This window comes from Allosphingosinicella sp. (assembly GCF_035626655.1).
GTDB lineage: Bacteria > Pseudomonadota > Alphaproteobacteria > Sphingomonadales > Sphingomonadaceae > Allosphingosinicella.
Genome location: NZ_DASPNF010000009.1, coordinates 1 through 26,757, shown reverse-complemented (window position 1 = coordinate 26,757; position 26,757 = coordinate 1). Strand labels below are relative to the sequence as shown.

The following is a 26,757-nucleotide window of genomic DNA, read 5'->3' as shown; positions in this document are numbered from 1 at the left end:
TCCCGTTCGCCGGATCCTCCCAACCCAGTCTCGAGAAGGAATTTTGATGCCCCGCCGCAAAGCCCCCCGCCAGCTGGCGCCCCAGACCATCGAGGAGGCGACGCAGCTCGCCGCCGAATATGCCGAGATGCAGTCCTACATCGAGGCGGCGCGGGCCGACACCGACGCCGCGATCGCGCAGCTGCAGGCGACCCGTGACGCCCTGATCGCGCCGGTCGAGCAGGCCGCCGAGGACAAGTTCCGGCAGCTGCGCGCCTGGTGGGGCGTGGCCGGCGGCGAGCTGACCGGCGGCAAGCGCAAGAGCATCGAGCTGGGCGGTTGCATCCTCGGCGAGCGGACCACGCCGCCCAGCCTCGCCATTGGCAAGATGAAGGTGGCCGACGCTGTCGCCGCGGTGTTGCGGCTGGCTGCCAGCCGCCTCGACAGCCTCCGCCGCAACAGGCTCACCGACCTGATCCGGGTCAAGCGCGAACTCGACAAGCCCGCCATCCTGAAGGAGCTGGCTACCGAGGACCTCGGCCCGCTCCTGACCAAGGCAGGCTTCTCGCCAAAGCAGAAGGAGGAGTTCTTCATCGACCGCGCGGCGCCGAAGTCCGCGGCGACCGAGACAGTCGAAGTGGACCAGGCGGCATGACCCAGCGCTGGCTCATTCTCTATCGGACCAGCAAGGGTCCGGCGGCCAAGATCGTCGACGATCGCGAGTGCCGTTTCCCGTTCGGCGTCCATGAGGACATGGTTTCCGACGATTGCGACCGGATCATCGCCATGGTCGACCTCCCGGCCAACTACATGCCTCATGCCGTCGCGATCGATGATCGCGAGATCGAGGTCCAGCGGCCCGAGGTGACGGCATGAACGTCCAGGTCGCCATCCTCCCCAAAGTCGTAGAGCGGATTGACGCTCTACTCGCCGCCCAGCCTACGGACCCCCTCGATGTGCTGCACGTCCTGGCCGACACGTTCGGTGCCTTCAGCCGGTTCAAGTTCGGTACGCACGAGCTGACGATCGCCGGGCTGAAGATCACTAGCACCGCTGGCGGCTACACCATGGTCACAGCATGGAAGGCCCGCGCCCAGCGCATCATCGCGGAGCAGGCGCGATGAGCGACGATCCCACCTTCTTCGGCGGCATCACGGCCGAGGTCCAGAAGGTGCGGCCGACCGGCATCGGCCAGGCTGGCATCGGGTTCGCCGCGCTGCCCTGCCCCAAGACCGGGGCGCCGCGCCTGGCCGTTACCCTCATCCACCCGGACGGGACCGGGCTCTGCGCCTACCTCGACGAACTGATGGTCTGCCGGTCGGCCGACAACATGGCCGACTTCATCGAGGCGCTGCCGGACATGCAGTCGGTGGCGGTGCACTGATGGCCGCGCGGATCCACATCCTGGCCATCGAGAGTGCGGACGCGCTCGACATCCAGGCCATGAAGAAGCCGGGGAAACCCGCCAAGGCGGCCATGGAGGTCATGACCTTCGACGCCTTCGCGGCGATCGACGGCAAGGCCTTCGGCCAGCTCTGCCGGGATCTGGCCCACAAGATCGGTAGGCCCGATCTGGCCGCCCAGGTGCGCCGATGACACCGGAGGGTCTGCAGCTGCTCACGTTCATCCGCGGGCGGATCGAGCGCACCGGCGTGGCGCCCTCCTACCGCGAAATGATGAGCGAGCTGGGCATGCGCAGCAACAGCGGCGTCTTCCTCATGGTTGCCCGCCTGGTCGAGGCCGGTCATCTCGTCCGCGTTCCGGGGCGGCATCGTGGCCTCCGATTGCCCGGCGTGGATCTCCGGTCCGTTCCAACCCATCGCCTGCGCGCCGAGCTGGCGCGGCGGGAGGCGGCATGATCCGGACGGGCGGGCCTCGCAGCGACCAGGCGCGGAAGGTCTCGCGTCTTGCCCGGCACAATGCCGAGATGCGGCTCGCCATCGCGGAAAACCTGACCCTCGACCAGGCCAGAGAGCGCTTGGCTTCATACGAAGCGCACCGGCCTCGGCTCGACGGCCCACCGGCACAGGCGGCCACTGTGCCGGCGGGAGCACCCCGTTATTGGTGGAAGGAGCGCGACCTTGGCTAAGGCATTCGGCGAGATCGCCGCGGCGGCGCTGCGCACGGCCGAAGGGCGGACCGATAGCCGCACGAAGCTCAACGGCGCGGTCCGGGCCGCCTGCCGCCGCCTGAACATCTGCGACGAGGACCGCAAGGCGATCCAGCTGGAGGTCACCGGCAAGGCGTCGATGGGTGACATGACCCTGGCCGAGATCGGCAAGGTGCTCGATCGCCTCAACCGCGACTACAAGGCCCCGATGGGCCACCGCGGCCACGTCGGCAAGATCCGCGCGCTGTGGTGGACGGTCTACTGGCTGGGCGCCGTCGCTGAACCAAACGATCGCGCGCTGGACGCCTTCGTCGCACGGCAGACCGGCAAGCAGCGCATCCAGTTCCTCGGCCCGCGGGAGGCCTTCCGCGTCATCGAGGCGCTCAAGGCTTGGGCGGGTCGAGAGGGCGTCGTTTGGCCGGACGAGGCACGGCTGAGGGAGCTGCGCCAGACTTCGCCCGGCATCGACATGCCGCGCCTGGAGCGCCACGCCGTCCTGGAGGCGATCGCCGCCAAGCTCCGCGAGCTCCGCGTCCTCCACTCCTGCCACATCGGTTACAGCCAGAAGGCCCTCGGCCTCGCCGTAAACCACCATGCCTGGTCGGCGCGCGATCTCGACCAGGCCATCCGCTTCCTCGGCAAGAAAGTCCGCCGCGCGATCGGGAAGGCGGTGGCCGAATGACCGCCGCCAACCATGAGTTCCTCGGCTACGAGGAGCTGCCGATCCCAGAGGACGCGAAGACCGGCGAAGGCTGGACCGCGCGTATGCTGGAAATGGCCGATCACATCGGCGCCTACCGGACCCTGCAGCTGTGCGACGTGTTCGGCGGCATGCGGATCTACATCCCGAAGGATCCGGAGAAGGGTAAGACCTACGGCCGCCGCGGCTCGATCGTCGACGTCGTCGGGATCGGCACCGCGGCCAAGCTCAGCGCCATTTACGGGTCGGAGTATTTCCACTTCCCCACCGCGAAGCTGGCGATCAACCGCGCAAAGCGCGCTCCGATCCTCGCGGCTGTCCGGGCGGGGGAGTTGGAATGCGCCGCGGCCGCGCGTATGCTCCGCACGAAGCGCTCCTACGTCTCGCACCTGGTCAACCAGACCGACGAGGGCGCGGGCGGGCCGGAAGTGCCCCGCGGCGCCAGCCAGCGCGACGATCGCCAGATGGACATGTTCGGAGACGGGGAAGACTGACCCCCTGTCCGCCCGCGGAAGCACGGCGGACACCCCTTCAGCGGCCATGAAGACGCTGTTGCAACAGCGTTTTTGGGGGTCCGGGTGGACTGGCTTCGGTTTCTGCAGGTGATCTGGCCGATCGCGCTCGGCGTCGTCACGATCATCCTCGGGGCGGGCTTCCTCTGGCTGAAGACCCAGCTCGCCACCAAGGCCGAGCTGAAGGAGGCGAAAGGCGAGGCTGAGAAGGCCATCCAGGAGCTGGAGGGCGAGGTCCGGAGCCTCGAAAAGGACATCGCCGGACGCTTCGAGCGCGGATCCCGCAAGTTTGCGGACCATGACACGCGGCTCGCCGTCGTCGAGAAAGAGTGCGACGGGGCGCCGACCAAGGCTGACCTGACGCAGATGATCTCGGTGCTCGCCGGCCGCATGTCCGGCGTCGAAAGCAGCCTCAAAGGCGTCGAGAAGCAGCTCGGCACCCAGCATGACTATTTGCGTGAAATCCTGGGATCGAGGGGCGGCAAGTGATCCCCGAGATCATCCTTCCGGTTGTCCGCCGCGCCATCCTCGACCTGCTGTTCGACGTCGGTGGGGAGCACAACGACGAGACGCTGACCCTGCTGCTCAACCAGCTGGGGCATCGCGTCGCCAGGCGCGACATTGCCGAGCAGCTGCGTTGGCTCGCTGACCGAGGCGCCGCCTGCCAGCTGATCGAGATCGAGGAGCTGGGGCCGTACCTCGCCGCTCGCATCCTCTCGGATGGCCGCGATGTGGCCCAGGGCCTCATGGTCGTCGAGGGCGTCTCGCGCTTCAAGACGGGGGACTGACCCATGTCCGGCCAGTCTTCCATCAAAAGGCTTCCCCCCGCCATCCTGGCCGAGGTCAATTCCGCCATTCAGCGCGGCGCCACGGTCGATCAGATCAAGGCGGCGATCGAGGCGCTGGGCGGCGAGGCATCCCGCTCCGCGGTTGGCCGCTACGCCCAGGAATATCGCGCGCTGGCGGCGAGGCTGCGAGACCAGCAATCCGTCGCCAAGGCCTTTGCCGCCGAGTTCGGCGACGCCGGCAGCCTTGAGGGCCGGCTTCTGATCCAGCTGGGGACCACCATCGCCACCCGCATGGCGATGAACGTCGCCGACAACGACGATCCCGATCTCAGCATGAAGGAGCTGATGGAGTTCGGCCGCGCGGTGAAGGACTTCACTTCCGCCTCGAAAATCGACGTCGATCGCGAGGCGAAGATCCGGGCGGAGGCCTTCGTCAAGGCGCGCCAGAAGGCGGCGGATGAGGCCGAGGCCGAATGCCGGGCAGCCGGCGCCAGCGATGCGACGATCGACCGGGTCAAGCGCCGTCTCCTGGGCATGAAGGAATGAGCGCCGAGCCGATCCGCGTGGTGGCCGGCTACTGCGCGCCCGAGCATTTCGCCACGCCTAGCTCGATCGCCAATATGGCCATCGCCCTATGCGAGCATGCCCGCGGCCGTGGCCTGGTCGTCGTCCGGATGTTGTCGAGCCGCGTTCGTGGCTCCGCGACAAAGCACCTGCAGCTGCGCGACGGGCGCAGCCGTCATTGGCTGATCCGGATCTCCGACCATCGCGCGCCGAAGGGCACCGGCTACGACCTTCCGCATTTCGACCTGGTCAGCTTCGACGGGGACTCGGGCTACGACCAGGCGGTCGCCTTCGTCGACAGCATCGGCGCCGGTGAGGCCCGCTGGCATCCGCCAGTGCGCGATCGGCAGCGTCGCGGCCACCACGTGCGCGGCCAGAAGACTAAGCCCGGGGGCTGCCGGTGAGCGCGGGCACGGATCTTCTTGCCTCGACGGCCCTGACGCCGCGCGAAGAGCTGCCGGACGTCCTCCTGCCCTACCAGCAAGAGGGCATCGTCCTCAGCGACGCAAACCAGCTGCTCGTCATCGAGAAGTCCCGGCGCACGGGCATCACCTACGGCTTCGCGGCCGACGCGGTCCTGGTCGCGGGCGCCGGGCATGGCGGCATGGACGTCTTCTACATCGCCTACAATCTCGACATGACCCGCGAGTTCATCGCCTATTGCGGTGACTTCGCCAAAGCATTCGACGAGGCCGCGGGCGCCGTTTCGGAGTTTCTGTTCGATGATGGCTCGAAGGAGGGCATCCTCGCCTTCCGCATCGACTTCCCGTCCGGCCATTCCATCGTCGCCCTGTCCTCTAAGCCGCGATCGTTGCGCGGCAAGCAGGGCATGGTCATCATCGACGAGGCGGCGTTCCACGACCAGCTGGACGAGCTGCTGAAGGCCGCTTTCGCGCTGCTGATGTGGGGCGGCCGCGTCGTCGTCATTTCGACGCATGACGGGGCCGACAATCCGTTTAACTCGCTGATCGAGGACATCCGCGCCGGCAAGCGGAAGGGCGTCGTGATGCGCCTGACGCTGAAGGACGCACTGGCCCAGGGCCTGTTCAAGCGGATCTGCCTGCGCACCGGCAAGACTTGGTCGCCCGAGGCCGAGGCCGAGTGGGAGGCGGATCTGCGCGCCACCTATGGCGAAGCGGCCGAGGAGGAGCTGGACGTCATCCCGGCGCGCGGATCCGGCACCTATCTGGCGCGGGCGACGATCGAGCGCGCCATGCGCGAGGAGCTGCCGGTGGTCCGCCTGCGCTGCCCGGATGGCTTCGAGCGCGAGGCTGACGCCTACCGGCGCGACTGGATCCGCGAATTCCTCGAGACGCATGTCAAGCCGATCCTCGACACCTTCGACCGGAGCAGGCGCAGCTTCTTCGGCCAGGACTTTGCCCGATCCGGCGACGGCTCGCCGATCGCTTTCGGCCAGACCGATCTGGCGATGCGCAAGATTTGCCGCTTCATCCTGGAGATGCGGAACGTTCCGTTCACCGACCAGGAGTTCGTGCTCGACTGGATCATCGAACGCTTACCCCTTTTCGCCGGGGGCAAGATGGACGGGCGCGGCAACGGCTCCGCGATGGCCGAAAAGGCCCAGCAGAAGTGGGGCTTCGAGCGGATCGAGGCCGTCATGGCGACCGAGAAAACCTATCTCGCGTTCATGCCGAAGCTGCGCGCCGGCATCGAGGACGAGACCTTCCTGATCCCTAAGGACGAGGGCACGCTCGAAGATCTGCGGATGATCAAACTGGTCCGCGGCGTCCCCTGCATCCCGGACCGGGCGAAGGTCTCCAAGGTCGATGGCGCGAAGGGGAAGCGGCACGGCGACAACGCGATCGCCTGCATGCACCTGGTCGCAGCTATGGACGAGGATCTCGGCCCGATTGACTTCCACGCCACCGGCCAACGCGCCGCCCCTGCCGGCGATTTCATCACCACAACCCGCGGCTTCGGCACGATCGCCCGCCGCAGCTCCGTTGGAGATTTCCATGTCTAGGCCTCCCCGTCGCTACGGCCGCAGCAGCTCGCGCGCCTTGGTCCCGGTTCGGACGCCCTCGCGGCCGCCGGCCGAGCTGGCGCAGCCGATCGCCACGACGCATGACGGCCGCGACATCACCCGGCCCTTTACATATGAGCTGGAGGAGTTTCGCGACGTCCGCCTGCAGGGCGCAGTCGATTGGGGCGCCTACGACCGGATCCTTCTCGACGACCAGGTCAAATCCTGCCTGGAGCAGCGCCGCAGCGCCGTCGTGTCGCGCGAATGGTCGGTTATCCCTGGCGACGCCGAGGATCCGCGCTCTGTGGCCGCCGCTGAGGCCCTGGAGGCCAATCTGGAGCGCCTCGATTGGGACGGCATCACCGACAAGATGCTCTACGCGTCCTTCTACGGCATCGCGATCGCCGAGCTGCTGTGGGAGGTCCGCGACGGCCTCCTTCAATGGTCGGACGTCAAGGTCCGCCACGCCCGCCGTTTCCGCTACGACAAAGACGGCAGGCTGCGGCTGATCACGATGCGGAACCAGCGCGGCGAGGTGCTGCCGGACCGCAAGTTCTGGGTCGTGAAGACCGGCGCCAGCGACGACGATCAGCCCTACGGCCGCGCCTTGGCGGAGTGGCTCTACTGGCCGACGCTGTTCAAGCGAAACGGGATCCGGTTCTGGAACATCTTCCTCGACCGGTTCAGCGTCCCGCCCGCCAAGGGCACCTATCCCCGCGGGACCTCCAATGCGGAGATCGAGAAGCTGCTCCAGTCGATGATGGCGCTGGCCAACGACAGCGGCATCGCCGTCCCCGAGGGCGTCGTCCTGGAGTTCATGCAGGTCGCGACCAATGGCATCGATTTCGAGAAGATGCCCACCTATATGGACGCTGCGATCGCGAAGATCATCCTCAGCCAGACGATGACCACCGATGACGGCTCGTCCCTCGCCCAGGGGAAGGTCCATGCCGGCGTCAAGCAGGAGCTGATCACCGCCGACGCCGACCTCAACACGGGCAGTTTCACCCGCGGCCCGGCTCGGTGGTTTACCGACTTCAATTTCGGCCCCGATGTCGCCGCGCCCATTCTGATCCGGCAGGTCGAGGAAGAGACCGACCTGAAGGCGACGGCCGAGACAGACGCCGCGCTCGCTGAGATGGGCTACGTCCGCACCGCCGAGAGCTTCCGCGACATCTATGGTGACGGCTTCGAGCAGAAACCGTCGCCTACGCCCACGCCGCCCGCCTTGCCGGCACCGCGCAGGCCAAAGGCTGCGAATGACGCGGAAGGCGAGCCCGCGGCTGAGGCCGAGGCTGTCGGCCTGAGCGAGCCGCGCCCGCTCTACATCCACCGCCGCCTCCGCAACGCCAAGGCGCTGATCGCCTGGGCGAAGGCGCAGGGCTTCAAGTCGACCATCCCCGCGGCCGAGATGCACGTTACGATCGCGAAGTCGCGCCGCCCTGTCGACTGGTTCAAGATCGGCCAGGCCTGGACGCCGGTCGGCGAGGGGGCCGGCATCACGATCACGGCAGGCGGACCGCGCGCGGTCGAGCAGCTGGGCCGCGGCGGAGCAATCGTGCTGCGGTTCGCAGCTCGCGAGCTGGAGTGTCGCCACAAAGAGATCGCAGAGGCCGGCGCCAGCTGGGACTATGCGGAATATCAGCCGCACGTCACCCTTACCTATGAAGGCGAGGGCATCGATCTTGAGAAGATCGAGCCCTATCAGGGCGAGCTGATCTTCGGTCCCGAGATCTTCGAGCTGCTCGATGAGGATTGGTCCGCAGAGATCGACGAGGTCGCCTTCGCCGAGGCGGCCACGGCCGACATCGTGGACGACGCCACCGCCCAGATCATGGCCGACGAGGGCTGGCGCCAGCTGGCGGACGAGCTGGGCGCCAACGAGCTGCTCGCCGAGCTGGCCGGCGCCGGCTCCCAACAGGAAGTGGCAGACATTCTCCGCCGCGAGGTTGAGATGGGCGACCTCGGCCCGCTGATCGAGCGCCTGGCCAACGCCGGCTTCGCCGTCCGCATGGCCGCAACGGCCGGCGCTGACGGAGTGTCCTCATGAGATTGAGGCGACATTCATTTTCTCGTCCGTGGGCGCCATCCCAGCGCGAGCAATGCCCCAAGCAACAGCAAGGGGGTAAAGTCCACGTTGAACGTCCACTCCATCGCTCCGATCCTCTGTTTCGGGCGCGATTATCGCACCCTTGCCACCTCCCGTCTTTTGAACCTTATCGGTCCCGTTTGAATCGCGCGTGCTTCTGCCAGCGGAGCCCCGCAGCGTGAGCGGGCTCGTTGACATCCGCCCCCTGATCGGCCTCCCGCCCGACGACACCCGTCGTGCCTTCGACGCGCGGGGCGAGCTGCGCACCACGGTCAAGTGGCACGACATGTGGCAGGACGAGCATGCGCGCGCGTTCACCGTCGCCAAGCTCGCCCGCCTTGATCTCCTCGACACGATCCGGAACTCGCTGGCCGACGCTCTCAACAACGGCTCGACCTTCGAGCAGTGGAAGGCGAACATCATCCCCGAGCTGCAGCGCGCCGGGTGGTGGGGCCGCGTCGAGGATCGCGACCTGACCGGCACGAGCGCGCCCGTCTTCATCGGACCGCGGCGCCTGGAGACGATCTTCCGGACCAACATGCGGGTCAGCCGCGCCGCCGGCCAGTGGGCCCGCATCCAGGACCGCAAAGATGTGGCGCCCTTCCTCCGCTACTCGGCCGTCATGGACGATCGGACGCGGCCGCTTCACCGCCGCTGGCACGGGACGATCCTGCCGGTCGACCACGAGTGGTGGAACACACATTTCCCGCCCTGTGGCTGGAATTGCCGCTGCACGGTCGTCCAGCTCGGCGAGCGGGATCTCGAACGCCGCGGCTGGAAGGTCAGCCCTCGGCCGCCGCAGGATGGCCCACCGCGCCGCTTCTGGCGGTCCGGCTCGCCTACGCCTGAGGCCGTCCCGCCGGGCATCGATCCGGGCTGGGGTTACAATCCCGGTCAGGCGAGCATGCGCGCGATCGGCGACAAGGCGGTCTCGACACTCGGCCGCTATGGCGACCACGATCTGGCCGGCGCGCGCGCCATGCTCCGCGACCTGGTCGATGCTCCGGCCTTCCTGCAGGCGATGGACGAGGAGGGCGCCTCCTTCCCCGTCATGCTGCTCAATGACGAGCTGCGCGACGCCGTAGGCGCCCAAAGCCGGGTCGGCGTCCTGTCGGCCGATACCTGGGCCAAGCAGCGCCGCAGCCACCCCGAGATCGGCATTCCCGAATATCGGCGCCTGCCCGATCTAGGCGCGGATCCGGATCTGGTCTTCCAGCAGGACGATCAGCGCCTCATTTTCACTCGCCTGGAAGACGGCCGCTGGCTGAAGGCGGTGGTCAAAGTCACCGCCGATCGCGGCGAGCTGTTCGTCACCAGCCTGCAGTGGGCGCGGGCGCGCGAGATCGAGCGCCTGCAGAGCCGCTACCCTCTGATCTTCGGGCAGATCACCGCCGCGCTGGCGGCGCTCATTGCTCAGGATGCGGCCGACGAGCCCGACGACGGGGAGGACGAGGCGTGAGCCATCCCTGCCGCATCCCGGATTGCCCCCGTCCGGCAAAGGACGGTCAGCTGATGTGCTGGCCTCACTGGCGCGGCCTTCCGCGCGCGCTGAAGGATGCCATCTTCGAGACGTTCCGGGAGGGCACTCGCGGGGCCTATCGGCAAAATGTGGAAGAGGCGGTCCGCATGATCGAGCAGCGCGAGGCCGCGCAGCGATGACCGCGCTCGGCCCCGACGACGAGGAAGACAGCGGCGTCAACGATCTCGGCTGGGCGAGGGTGCGGCGCGCGGCGAGGACTGCCGGTCCCTCGCAATGCGCTCCGGGCAGGGCCCGTGCTACGGCAGGCAGGTTCACCGTGTTTCGCGCGTCGCTCCCTCGATATAGCGCCGCGGCGGTTGCCGTTCAATGAAGGCGCGCAGCCCTATCCTCGCGCGCTTGGCCGCCGATCCGCTGCCAGCCCGCGTCCTGACCGAGGTCGATCACACGCCCGCGGCGATTTACAACATGCCGGGCCTGCTTGCCCTCCTCGCTGACGCCGGCTCCGCGGCGGAGTTCTGCTCAAAGCGCCCGGATCAGCTGCATGGAGACTTTGACGGCCTGCCCAGGGGCATCGGTCGTCGTGCCATGCAGACCGGCGGTGTCCTCGGTGGCTTGGTGGCCGATCACATCCAGCTGGAAGGACTTCAGACCTGCGAAGACGTTGTCCTGGCCGGGCGTGTGCTGCCAAATGTCGATTTTACCGCTCAACTGGTCGCCATCCTGGGCGATGTTGCCCGCATAGGCGAAACCAGCGTCCCCGCCGGTCGCTTGGCCGTCGCGATAAGTGACGACCCCGCTCCCGATGCGACCGCCGACGCCGAATTGCACCGAGTACAAACCGTTCTTCATGTCGATCTCCCGTTAACCATGATGTCGAGGGGAGACACATGGTGGCGCTGAGCTACGGATTCCATAGGTTGTCCGCCGCGAGGCGGGAGCAGGGGCGTTGGCGCGCCCCGAGCCGGCGGTGTCGACCCGCCATGAACCAGCTTGATCAGGCTGGAATCACCCCGCCCCCCGCGCACGGGAGGCGAGGCAATAGGGAACATCCCTTCATGGAGTCGAGTCCAATGCCCGGCCGCGCTAGCGGCCTCGAACCCGTTCAGGCTGTCCGCCCCGCCGCCGGTTACATTGGCGGCAAGCGAAACCTCGCTCGCCGCTTGGTGACCCGGATCGGGTCGATCCCTCACACCTGCTATGCCGAGGCCTTCGTCGGAATGGGCGGCATCTTCCTCCGCCGCGATTGCCGACCCAAGGTCGAGATCATCAACGATTGGTCGGAGGACGTCGCGACGTTCTTCCGTGTCCTCCAGCACCATTACGTCGCCTTCATGGACATGATCCGGTGGCAGCTGACGACGCGTGCGGGGTTCGAGCGGCTCATGCGCACCGACCCGTCGACGCTGACTGATCTGCAGCGCTCCGCGCGCTTCCTTTACCTTCAGCGCCTGGCCTTCGGTGGCAAGGTGGCGAGCCGGCACTTCGGCGTCAGCGCCACGACGCCGGCGAGGTTCGATGTGACGAAGTTGGCGCCCGTCCTAGAGGCCCTGCACGAGCGTCTGTCCGGCGTGGTCATCGAGCGGATGCACTGGCTCGCTTTCATCGATCGATATGACCGGCCGGGCACGCTCTTTTACCTCGATCCTCCCTACTTCGATTGCGAAGACGACTATGGCGCGGACCTGTTCGACCAGTCCCAATTCGCTCTCATGGCCGATCGACTGGCAGGGTTGAAAGGCCGTTTCATCCTGAGCCTGAACGACCGGCCAGAGGTGCGCCAGATCTTCAGGCGTTTCGCCATCGAGGGCGTCGAGACCACCTATTCCGTTGCCGGCGGCGACAACGCCCAAAGTGCGGGCGAGCTCATCATTACAAACTGGGAAGTGGCGTCGTGAGGCAATCGCCGCGAAGGGAGCGATTTTTCGCAGTTTTCTGCGGCTCTTCGGTTCTGGGAAGTGCCGCCCCCGGGAACTGGGAAGTCGGGGCCCTTCTCGGAGGGCTCGCACAGAGAGTGAACCGACGATGCAACGCCGCTTCAGGCGCCGCGTGGCCATTTATTGTTTGGAAGTTAGATCACAGGCCGCTTCGCGGCCGGAGTGGCGGAAAACCGCCATTTTCATCCCACCATGTCCCGGCATATCCCGCCAAATCCCGGGTCGTTCCTCTCTTCCCAGTTCGTGGCCAGTTACAGACCCTCACGCCCGCTTCCGCCTCGTCCTCCAGCATGCGCTCCCAGATCCGGTTCAGGCAGTCGGCCTTGCTGGTCGGACCGGGCGCGGGGCCGATGACGAGCCGGAGGCGCGGTCCCGCGGCGGCGCGCACCGCCGCGATCGTCGCGGGATCGTTGGGATAGCAGCCGACATAGAGGCGGTAATCGGCGCCGGCGAATGCCGCCTGGGCATGGGTCAGCATGCGCCCGATCACCGCCGCCTCGTCCCAGGCGGGTACGAAGATGGCGAGCCGGCCCGGCTGCGCCGCGACGGGGAAGGGCGGCCGCCTCCCGCGGCGCGCCAGCCTCAGGCCGAGCCAGATCAGATCGACGATGAGGTCGCTCAGGCCGAGCAGCAGGAAACAGAAGGCGGCGAACAGCGCCGCTTCGCGCATGACGAAGCTGCAGGCCGCCAGCAGGATGTCGAAGCCCCCCATTCAGCCTCCGACTCGAAACGATGATCATCCATTTACGCGCAATGAGTCGCAAGAAGTTTCGAAAAGCGGTGGATTGGTCCATTTCGGATGAATTTGGTTGGGGCTCACGACCCACTTCCACCGCGACGCCGAAGCCGCCATGCTGACGCCATGACCCTGCTTCGCGCCCTGCTCGCCGCCTTCCTGTCCCTGACCCTCGCCACGGCCGCCGCCGCGCAGCCCCGCGCCCCCGCCCGCGACAATATGGATGCGATCGCGCGGGACTATGTGCGGCTCGTGCTCGAGCTGGGCGAGCGGGACGAAGGCTATGTCGACGCCTATTACGGCCCGCCCGCCTGGCGGACTGCGGCCCGGGCCAATCCGCGCACCCTGCCGCAACTGGCGGAAGCGGCGCGGCTGTTGAGCCGGCGGCTGCAGGCGCTGCGGCCGCCGCCGGCGACGCTCGCGGGACGGCGCCAGCTCTTCCTCTCCGCGCAAATCAATGCGGCGATCACCCGCCTGAGGATGCTGCAGGGCGAGCGGCTCAGCTTCCGCGAGGAGGCGCTCGGCCTCTACGGCGTCGATCCGCAGCCGCGTCCGCTGAGCGAGTTCGATCCGGTGCTGGCGCGGATCGAGCGGCTGGTGCCGGGCGACGGGCCGCTGCCGCAGCGGGTCGACGCCTTCATGGGCCGGTTCGTGATCCCCCGCGACCGGCTCGATGCGGTCATGCGCGCGGCGATCGCCGAGTGCCGCCGCCGCACCGCCGCCCATATCCCGCTGCCGCGCGGCGAGCATTTCACGCTGGAATTCGTCACCCAGCGGAGCTGGTCCGGCTATAATTGGTACCAGGGCAATTATCACAGCCTGATCCAGGTCAACACCGATCAGCCGGTGCGGATGGGCCGGGCGATCGACCTCGGCTGCCACGAAGGCTATCCCGGCCATCACGCCTACAACATGCTGCTGGAGCGGAACCTGGCGCGCGGGCGCGGCTGGGTCGAATATATGGTCTATCCGCTCTATTCGCCGCAGAGCTTCATTGCCGAGGGCAGCGCCAATTACGGGGTCGAGCTCGCCTTTCCCGGGGAAGAGCGGCTCGCCTTCGAGCGGCGCGTGCTCTATCCGCTCGCCGGCCTGCCGGGCGGCGAGGCGGATGCCTATCTGCGGCTGCAGGATGTGGTGGAGGAGCTTTCGGGCGCGCGCATCGCCATCGCCGCCGCCTATCTGGACGGGCGGATCGACCGGGCGGAGGCCATCCGTCTCACCCAGCGCTATTCCCTGGTCTCCGAATCCCGGGCGCGGCAGTCGATCGCCTTCACCGACCAATACCGCTCCTATGTGATCAATTACGGGCTGGGCGAGGAGCTGGTCGGGCGCTTCGTGGAATGGGGCGACGCTCCGCTGGAGCGCCGCTGGCGGACGATGGCGCGGATGCTGTCCGAGCCCTTCCTGCCGAGCGCCCTGCAGCCCGTGGCGCGCTGATGCGCTGCTTCTTCGATCCGCGCCAGCTCGCCCATGCGCCGACCATGGAGCTGCACAATGGCGGCTTCGTCCCCTATGCCGAGACGCCGGCACGGGCCGAGGCGGTGCTGGCCGCGCTGGGGCCGGTGGAGGGGGCGGTCGACCATGGCGAGGCGCCGCTCAGGGCGGTGCATGACGAGGCCTATCTCGCCTTCCTGTGGAGCGCCCACAAGGACTGGCGGGCGGCCGGCCGTGCGGGCGACGCTTCGGGCTATGCCTGGCCGATAGTGCGGCGGCGCCCGCTCGCGCTCGACCGGATCGACGCGAAGCTCGGCGCCTACAGCTTCGATGCGTCCTCGCCGATCGCCGAAGGGACCTGGGGGGGCGCCTATTGGTCCGCACAGACTGCGCTCACCGCGCTCGATGCGGTGCTGGTGGGGGAGCGGGCCGCCTTCGCCTTGTGCCGGCCGCCGGGTCATCATGCGGGGCGCGACTATCTCGGCGGCTATTGCCACCTGAACAATGCGGCGATCGCGGCCGAGGCAGCGACTACGGCCGGGCGGCGGGTCGCGATCCTCGACGTCGACTATCATCATGGCAACGGCACGCAGGACCTTTTTTACGAACGGGGCGACGTCTTCTTCGCCTCCATCCACGCCGACCCCCGGACCGACTATCCCTATTTCTGGGGCCATGCGGACGAGCGCGGGGAAGGCGCGGGCGAAGGCGCAACGCTGAACCTGCCGCTGCCGCGCGGCGCGGGCCTCGCCGAATATCTGCCGGCGCTGGAGCGGGCGCTCGCCGCCATCGCCGGCTTCGGGGCGGACCTGCTGGTGATCAGCTATGGCGCCGATACCTGGGCGGGCGATCCGATCTCCTTCTTCAAGCTGGAGACGCCGGACTATGCGGTTATGGCCGCCCGGATCGCTTCGCTGGGCCTGCCCGGCCTGGTGGTGATGGAAGGCGGCTATGCGGTCGACGCGCTCGGGCCCAATGTCGCGGCCTTCCTCGAGGGGCTGGCGTGACCCCGAACCTGCTCGACCATCTCTTCGTCATCCTGGTCCCGGGGATCGTCTTTCCGGTCATCGGCTACTTCGCCTATCAGGTCTTTCTTGAGCGGCTGGCGCGGGAGGGCAGCGCGGCGCTGGTGCGCGAATATCAGCACACCCTGGTCTGGCTGACCGGCCTCGGGCTCGGTGCCATGGCGCTCTGGTGGGGCGCCGGGCGGGACTGGGCGGCGATGGGCCTTGCCTCGGGCAGCGCCTCGGGCCTCGCGCTGGGCATCGCCATGGGCGCGCTCGGCGGGCTGGCGCTGCGCCCGATCCTCGTCGCGGCCAGCCCGAAGGCGGCAGCCTCGATGCGCAGGCAGTTCGGCAAGCTCGAGGCGATCCTGCCGCGGAACGGCCGCCAGCTCCGCTGGGCGCTCCTCGTTTCGGTCTTCGCCGGCGTGTTCGAGGAGCTCGCCTATCGCGGCTATCTGATGGCCTATTTCGGCAGCTGGCTCGACCAGTGGGGCGCGCTCGCCGCCTCGTCCCTGCTGTTCGGCCTCGCCCATTCCTACCAGGGCATTCGGGGCGTGCTCCTGACCGGCCTCATCGGCGCGCTGTTCGGCTGGGTCTATCTCGAGACCGGCTCGCTGCTGCTGCCGATGCTGCTCCACGCCGCGCTCGACATCTCCTCGATGGTCACCGCCTGGCTGGTACTGCGGCACGAGCCGGAGCAAGCCGCCGAACCTCAGACGTAATGCGGCTCGCCGCGTTCGTGCAGGGCCTCGTAATGAACCAGGGCGGGCTCCGCGCCGAACGGCACCGGCTCGCCGTCGCGGAAGGCCCATTCGCCGCGGTCGCAATCCCCGGCGCGGATATAGCCGTTGATGTAGAGGCGGCGGCGGTGGCCGGAGCTGTTGAGCCCGGAGGCGTGGACCAGATAGGGGTTCCACAAGGCGAGGTCGCCCGGCTCGAGCACCAGGTCGACCACCTTCTCCGGCGACAATCCGGCCTCCACCAGGGCGGCGTCGTCCATCGCCGTGCCGAGCACCTCGGTCGTGGTGTCCAGCGGCAGGCTGCCGCGCCGGTGGCTGCCGGGCACGAAGCGCATGCCGCCGCTGCCGGGATTGTGCGGATCGATGGCGAGGCCGGTCTGGACGTAGGAGGTGCCGAGATTGCGGTAGGCGACCTCGGGCAGGCGGAAGCGCGAATCCTGGTGCCAGGCGAAATCGCCCTTGCTGCCCGGCGTCTTCCAGTGAAGCTGGTTGATGATCTGCTTGAGGTCGCGCCCGATCAACGGCTCCAGCACGCGCGCCAGGCGGCGGTCGAGCCGGACGGCGTTGAGCACCGGCTGGTGCCAGGACATCCACTGGACCATCCGCACCTGCGGCGGCCCGTCGTCGCTCGGCTCGACATTGTAGAAGAGATTGCCGTGGCGGAAGCTGCGGCCATGGGCGACGCCCTCGGCGTGGACCTGGTCGACCGCCGCCCCGATCGCCGCAATCTCGTCCGGCGAAAACAGGCCGCGGACGATGGCATAGCCATCGCGCAAATAGTCTTCGACCCAGGCGGACGACCGATCCGGCATGACAGCGACGCTACAGTTTCTCCGTGAGCTCCGGCACGATCTTGAACAGGTCGCCGACCAGGCCGATGTCCGCGACCTGGTAGATGGGCGCGTCCTCATCCTTGTTGATGGCGATGATCGTCTTCGAATCCTTCATGCCCGCGAGGTGCTGGATCGCGCCGGAAATGCCGATTGCGATATAGACTTCGGGGGCGACGATCTTGCCGGTCTGGCCGACCTGATAGTCGTTCGGCGCATAGCCCGCGTCGACCGCCGCGCGGCTGGCGCCGACGCCGGCCTTGAGCTTGTCGGCGAGCGGATCGAGCAGGGCGTGGAACTGCTCGGACGAGCCGAAGGCGCGGCCGCCGGAGACGATGATCTTGGCGCTGGTCAGCTCGGGGCGTTCGGATTTGCTGAGCTCGGCGCCGACGAAGCTGGACAGGCCCGCATCCGAACCAGAGACGCTCTCGACGCTGCCGCTGCCGCCCTCGGCGGAGGCCCTGGCGAAGGCAGTGCCGCGGACGGTGATCACCTTCTTCGCGTCGGACGATTTCACTGTCGCGATCGCGTTGCCGGCATAGATCGGCCGGGTGAAGGTGTCTGGCCCCTCGACGCTGAGGATGTCGGAAATCTGCATGACGTCGAGCAAGGCGGCGACGCGCGGGGCGATGTTCTTGCCCGTGGTCGTGGCCGGGGCGACGAAATAATCGCAATGGTCGCGGACCAGAGCAGCGGCGACCGGCGCGACATTCTCGGCCAACTGGTGGCCGAAGGCGGCGCCGTCGGCGACATGGACCTTGGTCACGCCGGCGATTTTCGCGGCGGCCTGGGCGACGGCGCCGACCCCTTCGCCCGCGACCAGGGCATGGACCTCGCCCAGCTGCGCGGCGGCGGTGACGGTGGCGAGGGTGGCGTCCTTCACGACGGCGCCGTCATGCTCGACGAGAACCAGTGCGATCATGTTCATGTCCTCAATATTCTCTCAAGACCGTTCGGGCTGAGCTTGTCGAAGCCCTGCCCTTCTTTCAACGCCCCAAGCGAAGGACAGCCCTTCGACAGGCTCAGGGCGAACGGGGGTGGGGAGTCAGGCGACAACCCCAAGCGCTTTCAATTTGCCGATCAATTCATCCACGTCCGCGACCTTGACGCCGGCCTGGCGCTTCGACGGCTCCTCGACCTTCAGGGTCTGGAGGCGCGGCGCGGTGTCGACGCCGTAATCCGCCGGCGTCTTCTGCGCGAGCGGCTTGGACTTGGCCTTCATGATGTTGGGCAGGCTCGCATAGCGCGGCTCGTTGAGCCGAAGGTCGGTGGTGATCACGGCCGGCACATTGAGCTTCACCGTCTCGAGGCCGCCATCGACCTCGCGGGTGACGTCGACCTTGTCGCCGGCGATCTCGACCTTCGAGGCGAAGGTGCCCTGGCCCCAGCCGAGCAGGGCGGCGAGCATCTGGCCGGTCTGGTTGCTGTCGTCGTCGATCGCCTGCTTGCCGAGGATGACGAGACCGGGCTGCTCCTCCTCGGCGACCTTGGCGAGCAGCTTGGCCACGGCCAGCGGCTCGACCTCGTCGTCGGTCTGGATCAGGATGGCGCGGTCTGCGCCCATGGCCAAAGCGGTGCGCAAGGTCTCCTGCGCCTTGGCCGGGCCGATCGAGACGGCGACGATCTCGGTGGCGGCGCCCTTCTCCTTCAGCCGGATCGCCTCCTCGACCGCGATCTCGTCGAACGGGTTCATGCTCATCTTGGCGTTGGCGAGATCGACGCCGGTGCCGTCGGGCTTCACCCGCGGCTTCACGTTGAAATCGATCACCCGTTTGACGGCGACCAGGAGCTTCATTTCGGGTCCTCTCTTCTCTCGTCATGCCAGCGGAGGCTGGCATCCAAGCGGACTCTGCATGGACCCCAGCCTGCGCCGGGGTGACGGTTCAGGTCAATCTTACGCAGCTACCTTCGCAACCTCCGCGACGATCTTCCTTGCCGCGTCACCGAGATCGTTTGCCGGGACGATGGCGAGGCCGGAATCGGCGAGGATCGCCTTGCCCTCCTCGACATTGGTGCCCTCGAGCCGGACCACGAGCGGCACCTTGATGTCCATCTCGCGCGCCGCTGCGACGATGCCCTCGGCGATGATGTCGCAGCGCATGATCCCGCCGAAGATGTTGACGAGGATGCCCTCGACGGCGGGATCGCTGAGGATGATCTTGAAGGCCGCGGTGACCTTCTCCTTCGAGGCGCCGCCGCCGACGTCGCAGAAATTGGCCGGGAAGGCGCCGTTCAGCTTGATGATGTCCATCGTCGCCATGGCGAGGCCGGCGCCGTTCACCATGCAGCCGATATTGCCGTCCAGCTTGATGTAGGCGAGGTCGTGCTTCGAGGCCTCGACCTCCATCGGGTCCTCCTCGGTGACGTCGCGAAGGGCCTCGAGGTCCGGATGGCGGAACTCGGCGTTGGAATCGAAGCCGACCTTGGCGTCGAGGACGAGCAATTCGCCCTTGTCGGTGACGGCGAGCGGGTTGATCTCGATCTGCGAGGCGTCGGTGCCGATGAAGGCCTCGAACAGCAGTTTGGCGACCTTCTGCGCCTGCTTCGCCAGGTTGCCGGTCAGGTTCAGCGCTTTCGCCACGGTGCGGCCGTGATGCGGCATGAAGCCGGTGGCGGGATCGACGTCGAAGCTGTGGATCTTCTCGGGGCTGTCGTGGGCGACGTCCTCGATGTTCATGCCGCCCTCGGTCGAGGCGACGAAGGCGATCCGGCCCGTCTTCCGGTCGACGAGCAGGGCCAAATAGAATTCCTGCGCGATGTCGACGCCGTCGGTGACGTAGAGGCGGTTGACCTGCTTGCCGGCCGGGCCGGTCTGGACGGTCACGAGGGTGTTGCCGAGCATCTCGGCCGCGGCGGCGCGGACCTCCCCGGCGGAGCGGGCGAGGCGGACGCCGCCTTTGGCATCGGGGCCCAATTCCCTGAACTTGCCCTTGCCGCGGCCGCCGGCATGGATCTGGGCTTTCACGACGTAGAGTGGCCCGGGCAATTTCTCCGACGCGGCGACCGCCTCCTCGACGCTCATCGCCGCGAAGCCGGCGGGGACGGGCACGCCGAACTTCGCGAGCAGCTCCTTGGCCTGATATTCATGGATGTTCATGGAGCGGGCCTAAAGCACAGGGGGGAGCGGGCTGCAAGGGAGGCGGGAGGACAGGCGCGGCCGGCGCGCGAAAGGTGACAAGGTGGACGGAATCGGGATTTTTGTTGCGTTGTCACCTTCCGCCCGGGCCCGCGCGAGTGCGAAGGAGGCACGGCGGCAGCGCTGAGCGAAGCGGGCATGCCGCCACTGGACCAGAGAAATTCCAACATTTGAAGGGGAGCCGGCACTTCCTGGTCATCCCGGCTTCCGCCGGGATGACTCATGTGGGCGTTCTCAGCGAGCGATCGCCTACCCCAGCCCGACCGCGCAGAGCCCCGCCGAGCTGCTGGCGACGCCGACGATCTGCATGTCGCCGAGCGCGCGGAGGCGGTGGAGGAACTCGCTCATCGAGACGGCCGAGGAGGCGCGCGGCAGGTCGCCGATCCGGCTGAGCTGGGCGAGCGACAGCCGGTCCACCATCCGCTCCGCCATGCAGGCGGCCATCGCCTCGGACAGGCCGGCATTGCGCAGGCCGGTGCGCAGGCGCGCCTCGGGGATGGCGCAGGCGGTGAGGAGCAGGATGGCCGCGACGGCGCCGGCAAAGCGAAAACTCATGGATTATGGCTATCTCCGCAGCGGGCTGTCCGCAATGTGAATGCTGCCGACCCTCTGCCTTGAAACGCGGGCGGCGCTATGTTCGAAGAAAGCTTGGCGGGAGCATGCAATGTCAGACAGCCCTAAATCCTATTTCGCCCTTCTTGGAGAAATGCGGAAAGACGCCCATGCGGCGAGCGCTCTGAAATCACTCGACGTCATCGATACCAAGGCCGGAGGACTGGCCGGCCTGATCGGAGGCTTCGCAGCGGCATCGACCATTGTGCTCCAGAGCCTTTGGGCCAAAGCCGATTTTCCAGTAGCGACCATTATTGTCGGCGGATCACTTGGCCTGTTCGCATTCGCTGGGCTTATGTGTGCTACCTGCCTCACGATCATCAGCCATTTCGACAAGAAGCTGTTTGAGGGTTCAGAAGCACTTGAAGACCAAGAACGGATTGACGCTGCCGCCTCGAAGGCCCTGATCATCTATAATGGCCGGGTCTTCAGGTATCGCCTCGCCGTGTTCGCCCTGCTCGGGGGAATCGCCATCCTTGTCCTGGGAGTCATCGTCGCGGGCGGGATCGCGCTTCTACCCTGACCTACTCGCACTCGGAGATCTCACGCCGCCCGCCCGATCGCCTTCTGCCGGCGCCGCTGCACCGAGCTGCCCAGCCCGATCGCCTCGCGATATTTGGCGACGGTGCGCCGCGCGATGTCGAAGCCCTCGCCCTTCAGCATCTCGACCAGCTGGTCGTCGGAGAGGATCGCATTGGGATCCTCGGCGGCGATCAGGGCCTTGATGCGGCTCTTCACCGCTTCGGAGCTCGCCGCGTCGCCGCCGTCGGCACTCTGGATGCCGCTCGTGAAGAAATATTTGAGCTCGTAGAGGCCGCGGTCGCAGGCGAGATATTTGTTGCTGGTGACGCGGCTGACCGTCGACTCGTGCATGCCGATCGTCTCGGCGACCGCGCGCAGGGTGAGCGGCTTCAGGTGGGAGACGCCGTGGCGGAAGAAGCCCTCCTGCTGGAGGACGATCTCGGTGGCGACCTTGACGATCGTGCGGGCACGCTGGTCGAGCGCCTTCAGCAGCCAGTTGGCGCTCTGCAGGCAGTCGTTGAGCCACGCGCGTGACTGCTTGTCCTGCGGGCCCGAGGACAGCTCCTGATAATAGGTGCGGTTGACCAGCAGGCGCGGCAGGGTGGCGCTGTTCAGCTCCACCGCCCAGCCGCCGCCGCGACGGGTGACGAAGATGTCGGCGACGATGGCGTCGACCCGCTCGTGCGTCTCGAAGCGGCAGCCGGGCTTGGGGTCGTAGGCGCGCAGCTCGCGGATCATGTCCGCCATGTCCTCGTCGTCGACCTGGCAGATGCGCTTGAGCGCGGCGAGATTGCCCTTGGCGAGATAGTCGAGATTGGCGATCAGTCGCGCCATGGCGGGATCGTAGCGGTTCGCGTCCTTCGCCTGCAGCGCGAGGCACTCGGAGAGGTTGCGCGCGCCGACGCCGGACGGATCGAAGGTCTGGATGACGGCGAGGATGCGCTCGGCCTCGGCGGGCGGGACGCCGAGGCGCTGGGCGGTCTCGGCCAGGGAGACGAGGAAATAGCCGGTCTCGTCGATCCGGTCGATCAGCTGCTCGGCGATCAGCAGGTCGCTGCCCGAGAGGAGCTCGCCGGCCTGGCGGCGGAGATGGTCGTGCAGCGAGAGATCGTCGCCGGCGAAGGCGTCGAAATCCGGACCCTCGCCGGAGCCGGAGAGGGAGATATGGTCGAGGCCGAGGCTGCCGTCTGCGCCCCTTGAATCCGTGGCGCCCATCCGGTCGACCGCGCTGTCCTGGTGGAAATCCTCCCCGTCATGGTCGAGGTCGAGCGCGCCGTCGCCGCCGCCGGCGTCCGCCTCGGGCAGGGCGTCGGGATCGCCCTCGCCGCCTGCTCCGGCGTCATAATCGGGTTCGGGCGCGGCCACGACCTCCTCGTCGCCGGAGGGGCCGCGCTCGGCCTCGAGCAGGGGATTCTTTTCCAGTTCCTCGGCGATGAAGGTCTCGATCTCGAGATTGGAGAGCGCCAGCAGCTTGATCGCTTGCTGGAGCTGCGGCGTCATCACCAGCGACTGGGACTGGCGGAGGTCGAGGCGGGGGCCGAGGGCCATTCTTATCTCACCCCGTCATTGCGAGGAGCGAAGCGACGCGGCAACCCAGCCTGGCCTCGAAGGTCGCTCTGGGTTGCTTGGCTTCGCTCGCAATGACGATTGCGCGGCGCCATGATCAGAGCTCGAAGCTTTCGCCCAGATAGAGGCGGCGGACATTCTCGTCGGCGACGAGGTCCTGGGGCGAGCCGGCGAAGAGGACCTGGCCGCCATAGATGATGCAGGCGCGGTCGACGATGTCGAGCGTCTCGCGGACATTATGGTCGGTGATCAAAACGCCGATGTCGCGATTCTTGAGGTCCTTGATCAGGTCGCGAATGTCCTGGATCGAGATCGGGTCGATGCCGGCGAAGGGCTCGTCGAGCAGCATGATCGAGGGGCTGGCGGCGAGCGCCCGGGCGATCTCGCAGCGCCGCCGCTCGCCGCCGGACAGCGCCATGGCCGGGCTGTCGCGCAGGCGCTCGATATGGAATTCGGCGAGCAGCTGGTCGAGCCGCTCCTGCCGCGCCGCCTTGTCGGGCTCGGTGACCTCGAGCACGGCCATGATGTTCTGGGCGACGGTGAGGCCGCGGAAGATCGAGGTCTCCTGCGGCAGATAGCCGAGACCGAGGATCGCGCGGCGGTACATGGGGAGGCCGGTAATGTCCTGCCCGTCGAGCAGGATGCGCCCGCTGTCCGGCCGCACCAGGCCCATGATCGAATAGAAGCAGGTGGTCTTGCCGGCGCCGTTCGGGCCGAGCAGGCCGAGCACCTCGCCGCGGTCGACGCCGAGCGAGACGTCGGAGAGCACGGTCTTCCTGTCGTAGGACTTGGCGATGGAGACGACGGACAGGCCCCGAGAGGGATCCGCCAGCGCCGCGCCTGTATTGGGTTTCTCGCCCGTATCGGGTCTTTCAAGGGCGCCGGCGTCGTTCATTGGTGCTCCGCAGTCCTGCGGCCTTCCTAGGCGAAGCAAGGACTTCGCTCAACTGGCAAGCTTTATGCATGGCGGTTTTCGACGGTTTTCGGCCCCGGTGTGGCCGAAGCGTCAGTTATTGCTGCTCGAGCCGCCCTGGCGCTGCGGCACGGTGAAGCGGCCGCTGACCCGCCCGCTCGAGCCGCCGCCGTCCATCACGGCGCGGTGGCTGTTGAGATCGAGCACCAGCCGTCCGCCCTGCACCCGGTTCTGGCCCTGGGTGAGCTGGACGCCGCCGGTCATGGTGACGATCCGCCGGTTGACGTCGTAGAGCGCGAAGCTGCCGCGCGCGGTCTCGCTCGGCGTGCGAAGCATGACGCCGCCGCTCGCCTCGAGCCGCTGCACGTCGACGCCGCGCGTGTCGGTATAGGCGACGGTGAGCCGGGCCGCGCTCATCGTCATATTGCCCTGACGGGCGACGACATTGCCGGAGAAGATCGCCCGGTCGGCGCGGTCCTGCACCTCGATCCGGTCGGCCTCGACGTCCACGGGCGCGTTGCTGTTGAAGCCGGACAGGCCCGACCCCTGCTGGCCCGAAGCGGGGGCGACCGCGACGAGCACGGGGGCGACGAGGAGGAAGCGAAGGAGCGCCATGCGGCTCATCTGAGCCCACCCTGCACGATATGCAAGCGCGGACGTCCGGTGAGGACGACGCGCCGGTTGGGCAGATCGACATGCATCTGGCCGGCGGTGAAGCGGCCGAGCGGCATCTGGCCGTCGACCCGGCCGCGGCTCTGCATGGTGCGGGCGCGCATGTCGACATTCACGTCGCGGGTCGTCATCCGATAGCCGTCGGCGGCGGTGAAGACGAGCGGGCCGACCACGTTCACATGGTCGCGGTCCATCTGATACTGAGCGCGGTCCGCCTGGATGCGGGCCGGGCCGTTGTCGAGCTGCAGCTGCGCCTGGATGTCGCTGATGTCGACGACCTGGTTGGCGCTGGTCTGCTGGACGCCGGAGCGGGCGGAGAGGATGAAGGGCCGGCCGTCATTGTCCTGGCCGCGATAGGTGACGGCGGTGAGCTTCAGCCGTTCCTCGGCATGGCCGACCTCGTCCTTCTTGAGCAGGAAGCTGACCTCCTGCTTCTCGCCGAGCGGGGAGAAGAAGAGGAAGGCGAGGACCACGCCGATCAAGGCCGGCAGCCCGATCTTGAGGACGCGGATCAGCTTGTCATGCGCGCCGCCGGGCTGCGCCCAGCCGCGCTTGACGATCCGCTCGCTAGTGGCTTGCTCGGACATGACGCAGATCAAACATGGGCGAAGATATCCTGTTCCGCCCAGCCGGCCAGATCGAGCAGGGCGCGGTGCGGAAGGAAGTCGAAACAGGCCTGCGCGAGCGCGACCCGGTTCTCGCGCGCGAGGCGGGCGTCGAGCTTCTCCCTGAGCTGGTGGAGATAGCGGACGTCGGCCGCGGCATAATCCTTCTGCGCGTCGCTGAGCTCCGGCGCGCCCCAGTCGGAGCTCTGCTGCTGCTTGGAGATCTCCTGGCCGAGCAGCTCGCGGACCAGATCCTTGAGGCCGTGCCGGTCGGTATAGGTGCGGACCAGCCGCGAGGCCGTCTTCGTGCAATAAACGGGCGCCGCCATGATCCCGAGAAAGGCCTGGATCGAGGCGAGGTCGAAGCGGGCGAAATGGTAGAGCTTGAGCCGGGCCGGGTCGGCGAGCACGGCCCTGAGGTTCGGCGCGGCATAGTCGCTGCCCGGCGCGAAGCGGACGAGATGCTCGTCGCCGCCGCCGTCCGAAATCTGCACCAGGCACAGGCGGTCGCGGGGCAGGATCAGCCCCATCGTCTCGGTGTCGACCGCGACCGGGCCGGGGCCGAGGACGCCTTCAGGCAGGTCTTCTTCGTGGAAATAGACGCTCATAGGAGGCGCATAGGCCGATGCGGGTTAACGCTCAATGGCTTCAGCCTTCGTCCGCCGGCGCCGCGGCCGCCTCCTCCTTCCGGGTCCTGGCGCGGCGGGCGAACATGTTGAGCCCCTCGACCAAAGCCGAGAAGGCCATGGCCGCGTAGATATAGCCCTTGGGGACATGGACGCCGAAGCCATCGGCGATCAGCACCGCGCCGATCATCAGCAGGAAGCCGAGCGCCAGCATCACCACGGTCGGGTTGCGGTTGATGAAATTGGCGAGCGGATCGGCGGCGAGCAGCATCACGCCGACCGCGAACAGCACGGCGATCACCATGATGATCAGATGCTCGGTCATGCCGACCGCGGTCAGGATCGAATCGACCGAGAAGACCAGGTCGAGCAGCAGGATCTGGACGATCGCCGCGCTGAAGCCGAGCTGCTTCTTCGAAGTGTCGAAGACGTCGTCATTCGGCGACGGATCGACATTGTGGTGGATCTCCTTGGTCGCCTTCCAGAGCAGGAAGAGGCCGCCGGCGATGAGGATCAGGTCGCGCCAGGAGAAGCTGGTCTCGAAGGCGGGATTGCCGTGCGAATCGAGGCCGCCCGAAATGCCGAGATCGAAGACCGGCGCGGTCAGGCCGACCAGCCAGGCGATGGAGAAGAGCAGCATGAGCCGCATGATCAAAGCGAGGCCGATGCCGATCCGCCGCGCGCGCTGGCGCTGGTCCGCGGGCAGCTTGTTCGACAGGATCGAGATGAAGATCAGGTTGTCGATGCCGAGCACCACCTCCATGACGACGAGGGTGGCGAGCGCCGCCCAAGCTTCGGGCTGGGCAAGAATGGCGAGGTCGAACATGGTCCTCTCTGCGATTGCGACGGTTCCGCCGCCCTTGCACGAACTGTGGCGCGGGAGCAATGCGGGTGTTGCACGGCTGCACGCGCAGAGGGGAAATCAAAATAATCCACAGCCAAAACCACTCGCCGCACTGGCTTTTTTCGTCTATGTGAGTCGGCAGCGCGCCTTTCCGGCGCGACATGCCGTTGCGCGCTATGCCCGGCGCGGTGGTTTGAAACAGGGGATTGGGCGGCAGGAAAGTAATCAAGAGAATGGGTTTCGACAGAGGGCGCCGCGGCGAGCGCGGTGGGCGCGGCAGAGACAAGCGCGACGGCTTTGGTGAAGAGAGCGGTGGCTTCGGCGGCGGTTTCCAGGAACGTGGCGGCTTCGGCGGCGGCGGCGGCGGCTATGGCGGC

The 26,757-nt window shown here is 67.4% G+C and carries 34 protein-coding genes; 21 read left to right on the top strand and 13 right to left on the bottom strand.

Annotated elements, in window-relative coordinates:
- Window positions 1-46 precede the first annotated feature (46 nt).
- The 16 genes from VEC11_RS07675 to VEC11_RS07600 all read left to right on the top strand — a co-directional run bounded on the left by VEC11_RS07675 (window position 47) and on the right by VEC11_RS07600 (window position 10,385).
- Window positions 47-634, top strand: a complete 588-nt coding sequence (locus VEC11_RS07675; protein WP_464130093.1) for a host-nuclease inhibitor Gam family protein — start codon at window positions 47-49, stop codon at window positions 632-634.
- Window positions 631-855, top strand: coding sequence for a hypothetical protein (locus VEC11_RS07670; RefSeq protein WP_464130092.1), 225 nt, complete (start codon window positions 631-633; stop codon window positions 853-855). The genes VEC11_RS07675 and VEC11_RS07670 overlap by 4 nt, the downstream gene beginning before the upstream one ends.
- Complete coding sequence (locus VEC11_RS07665; protein WP_464130091.1) at window positions 852-1,103, top strand: hypothetical protein; 252 nt, start codon at window positions 852-854, stop codon at window positions 1,101-1,103. The genes VEC11_RS07670 and VEC11_RS07665 overlap by 4 nt, the downstream gene beginning before the upstream one ends.
- A complete protein-coding gene (locus VEC11_RS07660; protein ID WP_464130090.1) occupies window positions 1,100-1,363 on the top strand; it encodes a hypothetical protein in 264 nt (87 codons plus the stop codon). Before VEC11_RS07665 ends, VEC11_RS07660 begins: the two co-directional genes overlap by 4 nt.
- Complete coding sequence (locus VEC11_RS07655) at window positions 1,363-1,575, top strand: hypothetical protein (RefSeq protein WP_464130089.1); 213 nt, start codon at window positions 1,363-1,365, stop codon at window positions 1,573-1,575. The genes VEC11_RS07660 and VEC11_RS07655 overlap by 1 nt, the downstream gene beginning before the upstream one ends.
- Complete coding sequence (locus tag VEC11_RS07650; RefSeq protein ID WP_464130088.1) at window positions 1,572-1,838, top strand: LexA family protein; 267 nt, start codon at window positions 1,572-1,574, stop codon at window positions 1,836-1,838. Before VEC11_RS07655 ends, VEC11_RS07650 begins: the two co-directional genes overlap by 4 nt.
- 222 nt (window positions 1,839-2,060) lie before the next feature.
- Entirely contained in the window at window positions 2,061-2,771 is a 711-nt protein-coding gene (locus tag VEC11_RS07645) for a phage protein GemA/Gp16 family protein (protein WP_464130086.1), read from the top strand.
- Window positions 2,768-3,283: a hypothetical protein gene (locus tag VEC11_RS07640; RefSeq protein ID WP_464130085.1), complete on the top strand. Its 516-nt coding sequence runs from the start codon at window positions 2,768-2,770 to the stop codon at window positions 3,281-3,283. The genes VEC11_RS07645 and VEC11_RS07640 overlap by 4 nt, the downstream gene beginning before the upstream one ends.
- 84 nt (window positions 3,284-3,367) lie before the next feature.
- The gene (locus VEC11_RS07635) at window positions 3,368-3,790 is read left to right on the top strand and encodes a hypothetical protein (protein ID WP_464130083.1); all 423 of its coding nucleotides are present in this window, start codon (window positions 3,368-3,370) and stop codon (window positions 3,788-3,790) included.
- A complete protein-coding gene (locus VEC11_RS07630) occupies window positions 3,787-4,089 on the top strand; it encodes a hypothetical protein (protein ID WP_464130081.1) in 303 nt (100 codons plus the stop codon). Before VEC11_RS07635 ends, VEC11_RS07630 begins: the two co-directional genes overlap by 4 nt.
- A gap of 3 nt (window positions 4,090-4,092) precedes the next feature.
- Window positions 4,093-4,635, top strand: a complete 543-nt coding sequence (locus VEC11_RS07625) for a phage protein Gp27 family protein (RefSeq protein WP_464130079.1) — start codon at window positions 4,093-4,095, stop codon at window positions 4,633-4,635.
- Window positions 4,632-5,057 carry a hypothetical protein gene (locus VEC11_RS07620; RefSeq protein WP_464130077.1) on the top strand — a complete coding sequence of 142 codons (426 nt, stop codon included), beginning with the start codon at window positions 4,632-4,634 and terminating at the stop codon, window positions 5,055-5,057. The genes VEC11_RS07625 and VEC11_RS07620 overlap by 4 nt, the downstream gene beginning before the upstream one ends.
- Complete coding sequence (locus VEC11_RS07615) at window positions 5,054-6,637, top strand: terminase large subunit domain-containing protein (RefSeq protein WP_464130075.1); 1,584 nt, start codon at window positions 5,054-5,056, stop codon at window positions 6,635-6,637. Before VEC11_RS07620 ends, VEC11_RS07615 begins: the two co-directional genes overlap by 4 nt.
- Window positions 6,630-8,687, top strand: a complete 2,058-nt coding sequence (locus tag VEC11_RS07610) for a phage portal protein family protein (protein WP_464130073.1) — start codon at window positions 6,630-6,632, stop codon at window positions 8,685-8,687. The genes VEC11_RS07615 and VEC11_RS07610 overlap by 8 nt, the downstream gene beginning before the upstream one ends.
- Window positions 8,688-8,904: 217 nt before the next feature.
- Window positions 8,905-10,185 (top strand): phage head morphogenesis protein, encoded by a 1,281-nt coding sequence (locus VEC11_RS07605; protein ID WP_464130071.1) that lies wholly within the window; start codon window positions 8,905-8,907, stop codon window positions 10,183-10,185.
- A 53-nt stretch (window positions 10,186-10,238) separates the two neighbouring features.
- The gene (locus VEC11_RS07600; RefSeq protein WP_464130069.1) at window positions 10,239-10,385 is read left to right on the top strand and encodes a hypothetical protein; all 147 of its coding nucleotides are present in this window, start codon (window positions 10,239-10,241) and stop codon (window positions 10,383-10,385) included.
- Window positions 10,386-10,725: 340 nt separating this feature from the next.
- On the opposite strand, the gene VEC11_RS07595 is transcribed toward VEC11_RS07600, so the two are convergent.
- On the bottom strand, window positions 10,726-11,055 hold the full coding sequence (locus VEC11_RS07595; RefSeq protein WP_464130067.1) for a hypothetical protein: 330 nt from the start codon (window positions 11,053-11,055) through the stop codon (window positions 10,726-10,728).
- 221 nt (window positions 11,056-11,276) lie between these two features.
- On the opposite strand from VEC11_RS07595, the gene VEC11_RS07590 reads away from it, so the two are divergent.
- A complete protein-coding gene (locus VEC11_RS07590; protein WP_464130065.1) occupies window positions 11,277-12,101 on the top strand; it encodes a DNA adenine methylase in 825 nt (274 codons plus the stop codon).
- Window positions 12,102-12,279: 178 nt separating this feature from the next.
- On the opposite strand, the gene VEC11_RS07585 is transcribed toward VEC11_RS07590, so the two are convergent.
- The gene (locus VEC11_RS07585) at window positions 12,280-12,852 is read right to left on the bottom strand and encodes a glycosyltransferase (RefSeq protein ID WP_464130063.1); all 573 of its coding nucleotides are present in this window, start codon (window positions 12,850-12,852) and stop codon (window positions 12,280-12,282) included.
- Window positions 12,853-13,002: 150 nt separating this feature from the next.
- On the opposite strand from VEC11_RS07585, the gene VEC11_RS07580 reads away from it, so the two are divergent.
- Genes VEC11_RS07580 through VEC11_RS07570 form a run of 3 tightly spaced genes read left to right on the top strand, consistent with a single transcriptional unit; the run spans window position 13,003 to window position 16,036 of the window.
- Window positions 13,003-14,313, top strand: a complete 1,311-nt coding sequence (locus tag VEC11_RS07580) for a hypothetical protein (protein ID WP_464130061.1) — start codon at window positions 13,003-13,005, stop codon at window positions 14,311-14,313.
- Window positions 14,313-15,317, top strand: coding sequence for a histone deacetylase family protein (locus tag VEC11_RS07575; RefSeq protein ID WP_464130059.1), 1,005 nt, complete (start codon window positions 14,313-14,315; stop codon window positions 15,315-15,317). The genes VEC11_RS07580 and VEC11_RS07575 overlap by 1 nt, the downstream gene beginning before the upstream one ends.
- Window positions 15,314-16,036, top strand: coding sequence for a CPBP family intramembrane glutamic endopeptidase (locus tag VEC11_RS07570; protein WP_464130057.1), 723 nt, complete (start codon window positions 15,314-15,316; stop codon window positions 16,034-16,036). The genes VEC11_RS07575 and VEC11_RS07570 overlap by 4 nt, the downstream gene beginning before the upstream one ends.
- On the opposite strand, the gene VEC11_RS07565 is transcribed toward VEC11_RS07570, so the two are convergent.
- From VEC11_RS07565 to VEC11_RS07545, 5 genes are all read right to left on the bottom strand, one after another.
- Window positions 16,027-16,866 (bottom strand): phytanoyl-CoA dioxygenase family protein, encoded by an 840-nt coding sequence (locus VEC11_RS07565; RefSeq protein WP_464130055.1) that lies wholly within the window; start codon window positions 16,864-16,866, stop codon window positions 16,027-16,029. The two genes, VEC11_RS07570 and VEC11_RS07565, sit on opposite strands and share 10 nt — an antisense overlap.
- Window positions 16,867-16,876: 10 nt before the next feature.
- Entirely contained in the window at window positions 16,877-17,806 is a 930-nt protein-coding gene (locus VEC11_RS07560) for an electron transfer flavoprotein subunit alpha/FixB family protein (RefSeq protein ID WP_464130053.1), read from the bottom strand.
- A 123-nt stretch (window positions 17,807-17,929) separates the two neighbouring features.
- Complete coding sequence (locus VEC11_RS07555; RefSeq protein ID WP_464130051.1) at window positions 17,930-18,679, bottom strand: electron transfer flavoprotein subunit beta/FixA family protein; 750 nt, start codon at window positions 18,677-18,679, stop codon at window positions 17,930-17,932.
- Between the two features lie 99 nt (window positions 18,680-18,778).
- Complete coding sequence (gene sucC / locus VEC11_RS07550) at window positions 18,779-19,981, bottom strand: ADP-forming succinate--CoA ligase subunit beta (RefSeq protein ID WP_464130049.1); 1,203 nt, start codon at window positions 19,979-19,981, stop codon at window positions 18,779-18,781.
- A gap of 288 nt (window positions 19,982-20,269) precedes the next feature.
- A complete protein-coding gene (locus tag VEC11_RS07545) occupies window positions 20,270-20,575 on the bottom strand; it encodes a hypothetical protein (protein WP_464130047.1) in 306 nt (101 codons plus the stop codon).
- A 109-nt stretch (window positions 20,576-20,684) separates the two neighbouring features.
- Between VEC11_RS07545 and VEC11_RS07540 the strand changes: the two genes are divergently transcribed.
- The gene (locus VEC11_RS07540) at window positions 20,685-21,155 is read left to right on the top strand and encodes a hypothetical protein (RefSeq protein ID WP_464130045.1); all 471 of its coding nucleotides are present in this window, start codon (window positions 20,685-20,687) and stop codon (window positions 21,153-21,155) included.
- 20 nt (window positions 21,156-21,175) lie between these two features.
- Here the strand turns inward: VEC11_RS07540 and rpoN are convergent, their stop codons facing one another.
- The 6 genes from rpoN to VEC11_RS07510 form a co-directional block, all read right to left on the bottom strand.
- A complete protein-coding gene (rpoN, locus tag VEC11_RS07535; RefSeq protein ID WP_464130044.1) occupies window positions 21,176-22,702 on the bottom strand; it encodes an RNA polymerase factor sigma-54 in 1,527 nt (508 codons plus the stop codon).
- A 115-nt stretch (window positions 22,703-22,817) separates the two neighbouring features.
- Window positions 22,818-23,615 carry an LPS export ABC transporter ATP-binding protein gene (gene lptB / locus VEC11_RS07530; protein ID WP_464130042.1) on the bottom strand — a complete coding sequence of 266 codons (798 nt, stop codon included), beginning with the start codon at window positions 23,613-23,615 and terminating at the stop codon, window positions 22,818-22,820.
- A gap of 111 nt (window positions 23,616-23,726) precedes the next feature.
- Complete coding sequence (locus VEC11_RS07525) at window positions 23,727-24,248, bottom strand: LptA/OstA family protein (RefSeq protein ID WP_464130040.1); 522 nt, start codon at window positions 24,246-24,248, stop codon at window positions 23,727-23,729.
- Window positions 24,249-24,253: 5 nt separating this feature from the next.
- A complete protein-coding gene (lptC, locus tag VEC11_RS07520; protein ID WP_464130038.1) occupies window positions 24,254-24,892 on the bottom strand; it encodes an LPS export ABC transporter periplasmic protein LptC in 639 nt (212 codons plus the stop codon).
- Between the two features lie 8 nt (window positions 24,893-24,900).
- On the bottom strand, window positions 24,901-25,518 hold the full coding sequence (locus VEC11_RS07515) for a ribonuclease D (protein ID WP_464130037.1): 618 nt from the start codon (window positions 25,516-25,518) through the stop codon (window positions 24,901-24,903).
- A gap of 40 nt (window positions 25,519-25,558) precedes the next feature.
- Complete coding sequence (locus tag VEC11_RS07510) at window positions 25,559-26,362, bottom strand: TerC family protein (RefSeq protein ID WP_464130035.1); 804 nt, start codon at window positions 26,360-26,362, stop codon at window positions 25,559-25,561.
- Window positions 26,363-26,757 lie beyond the last annotated feature (395 nt).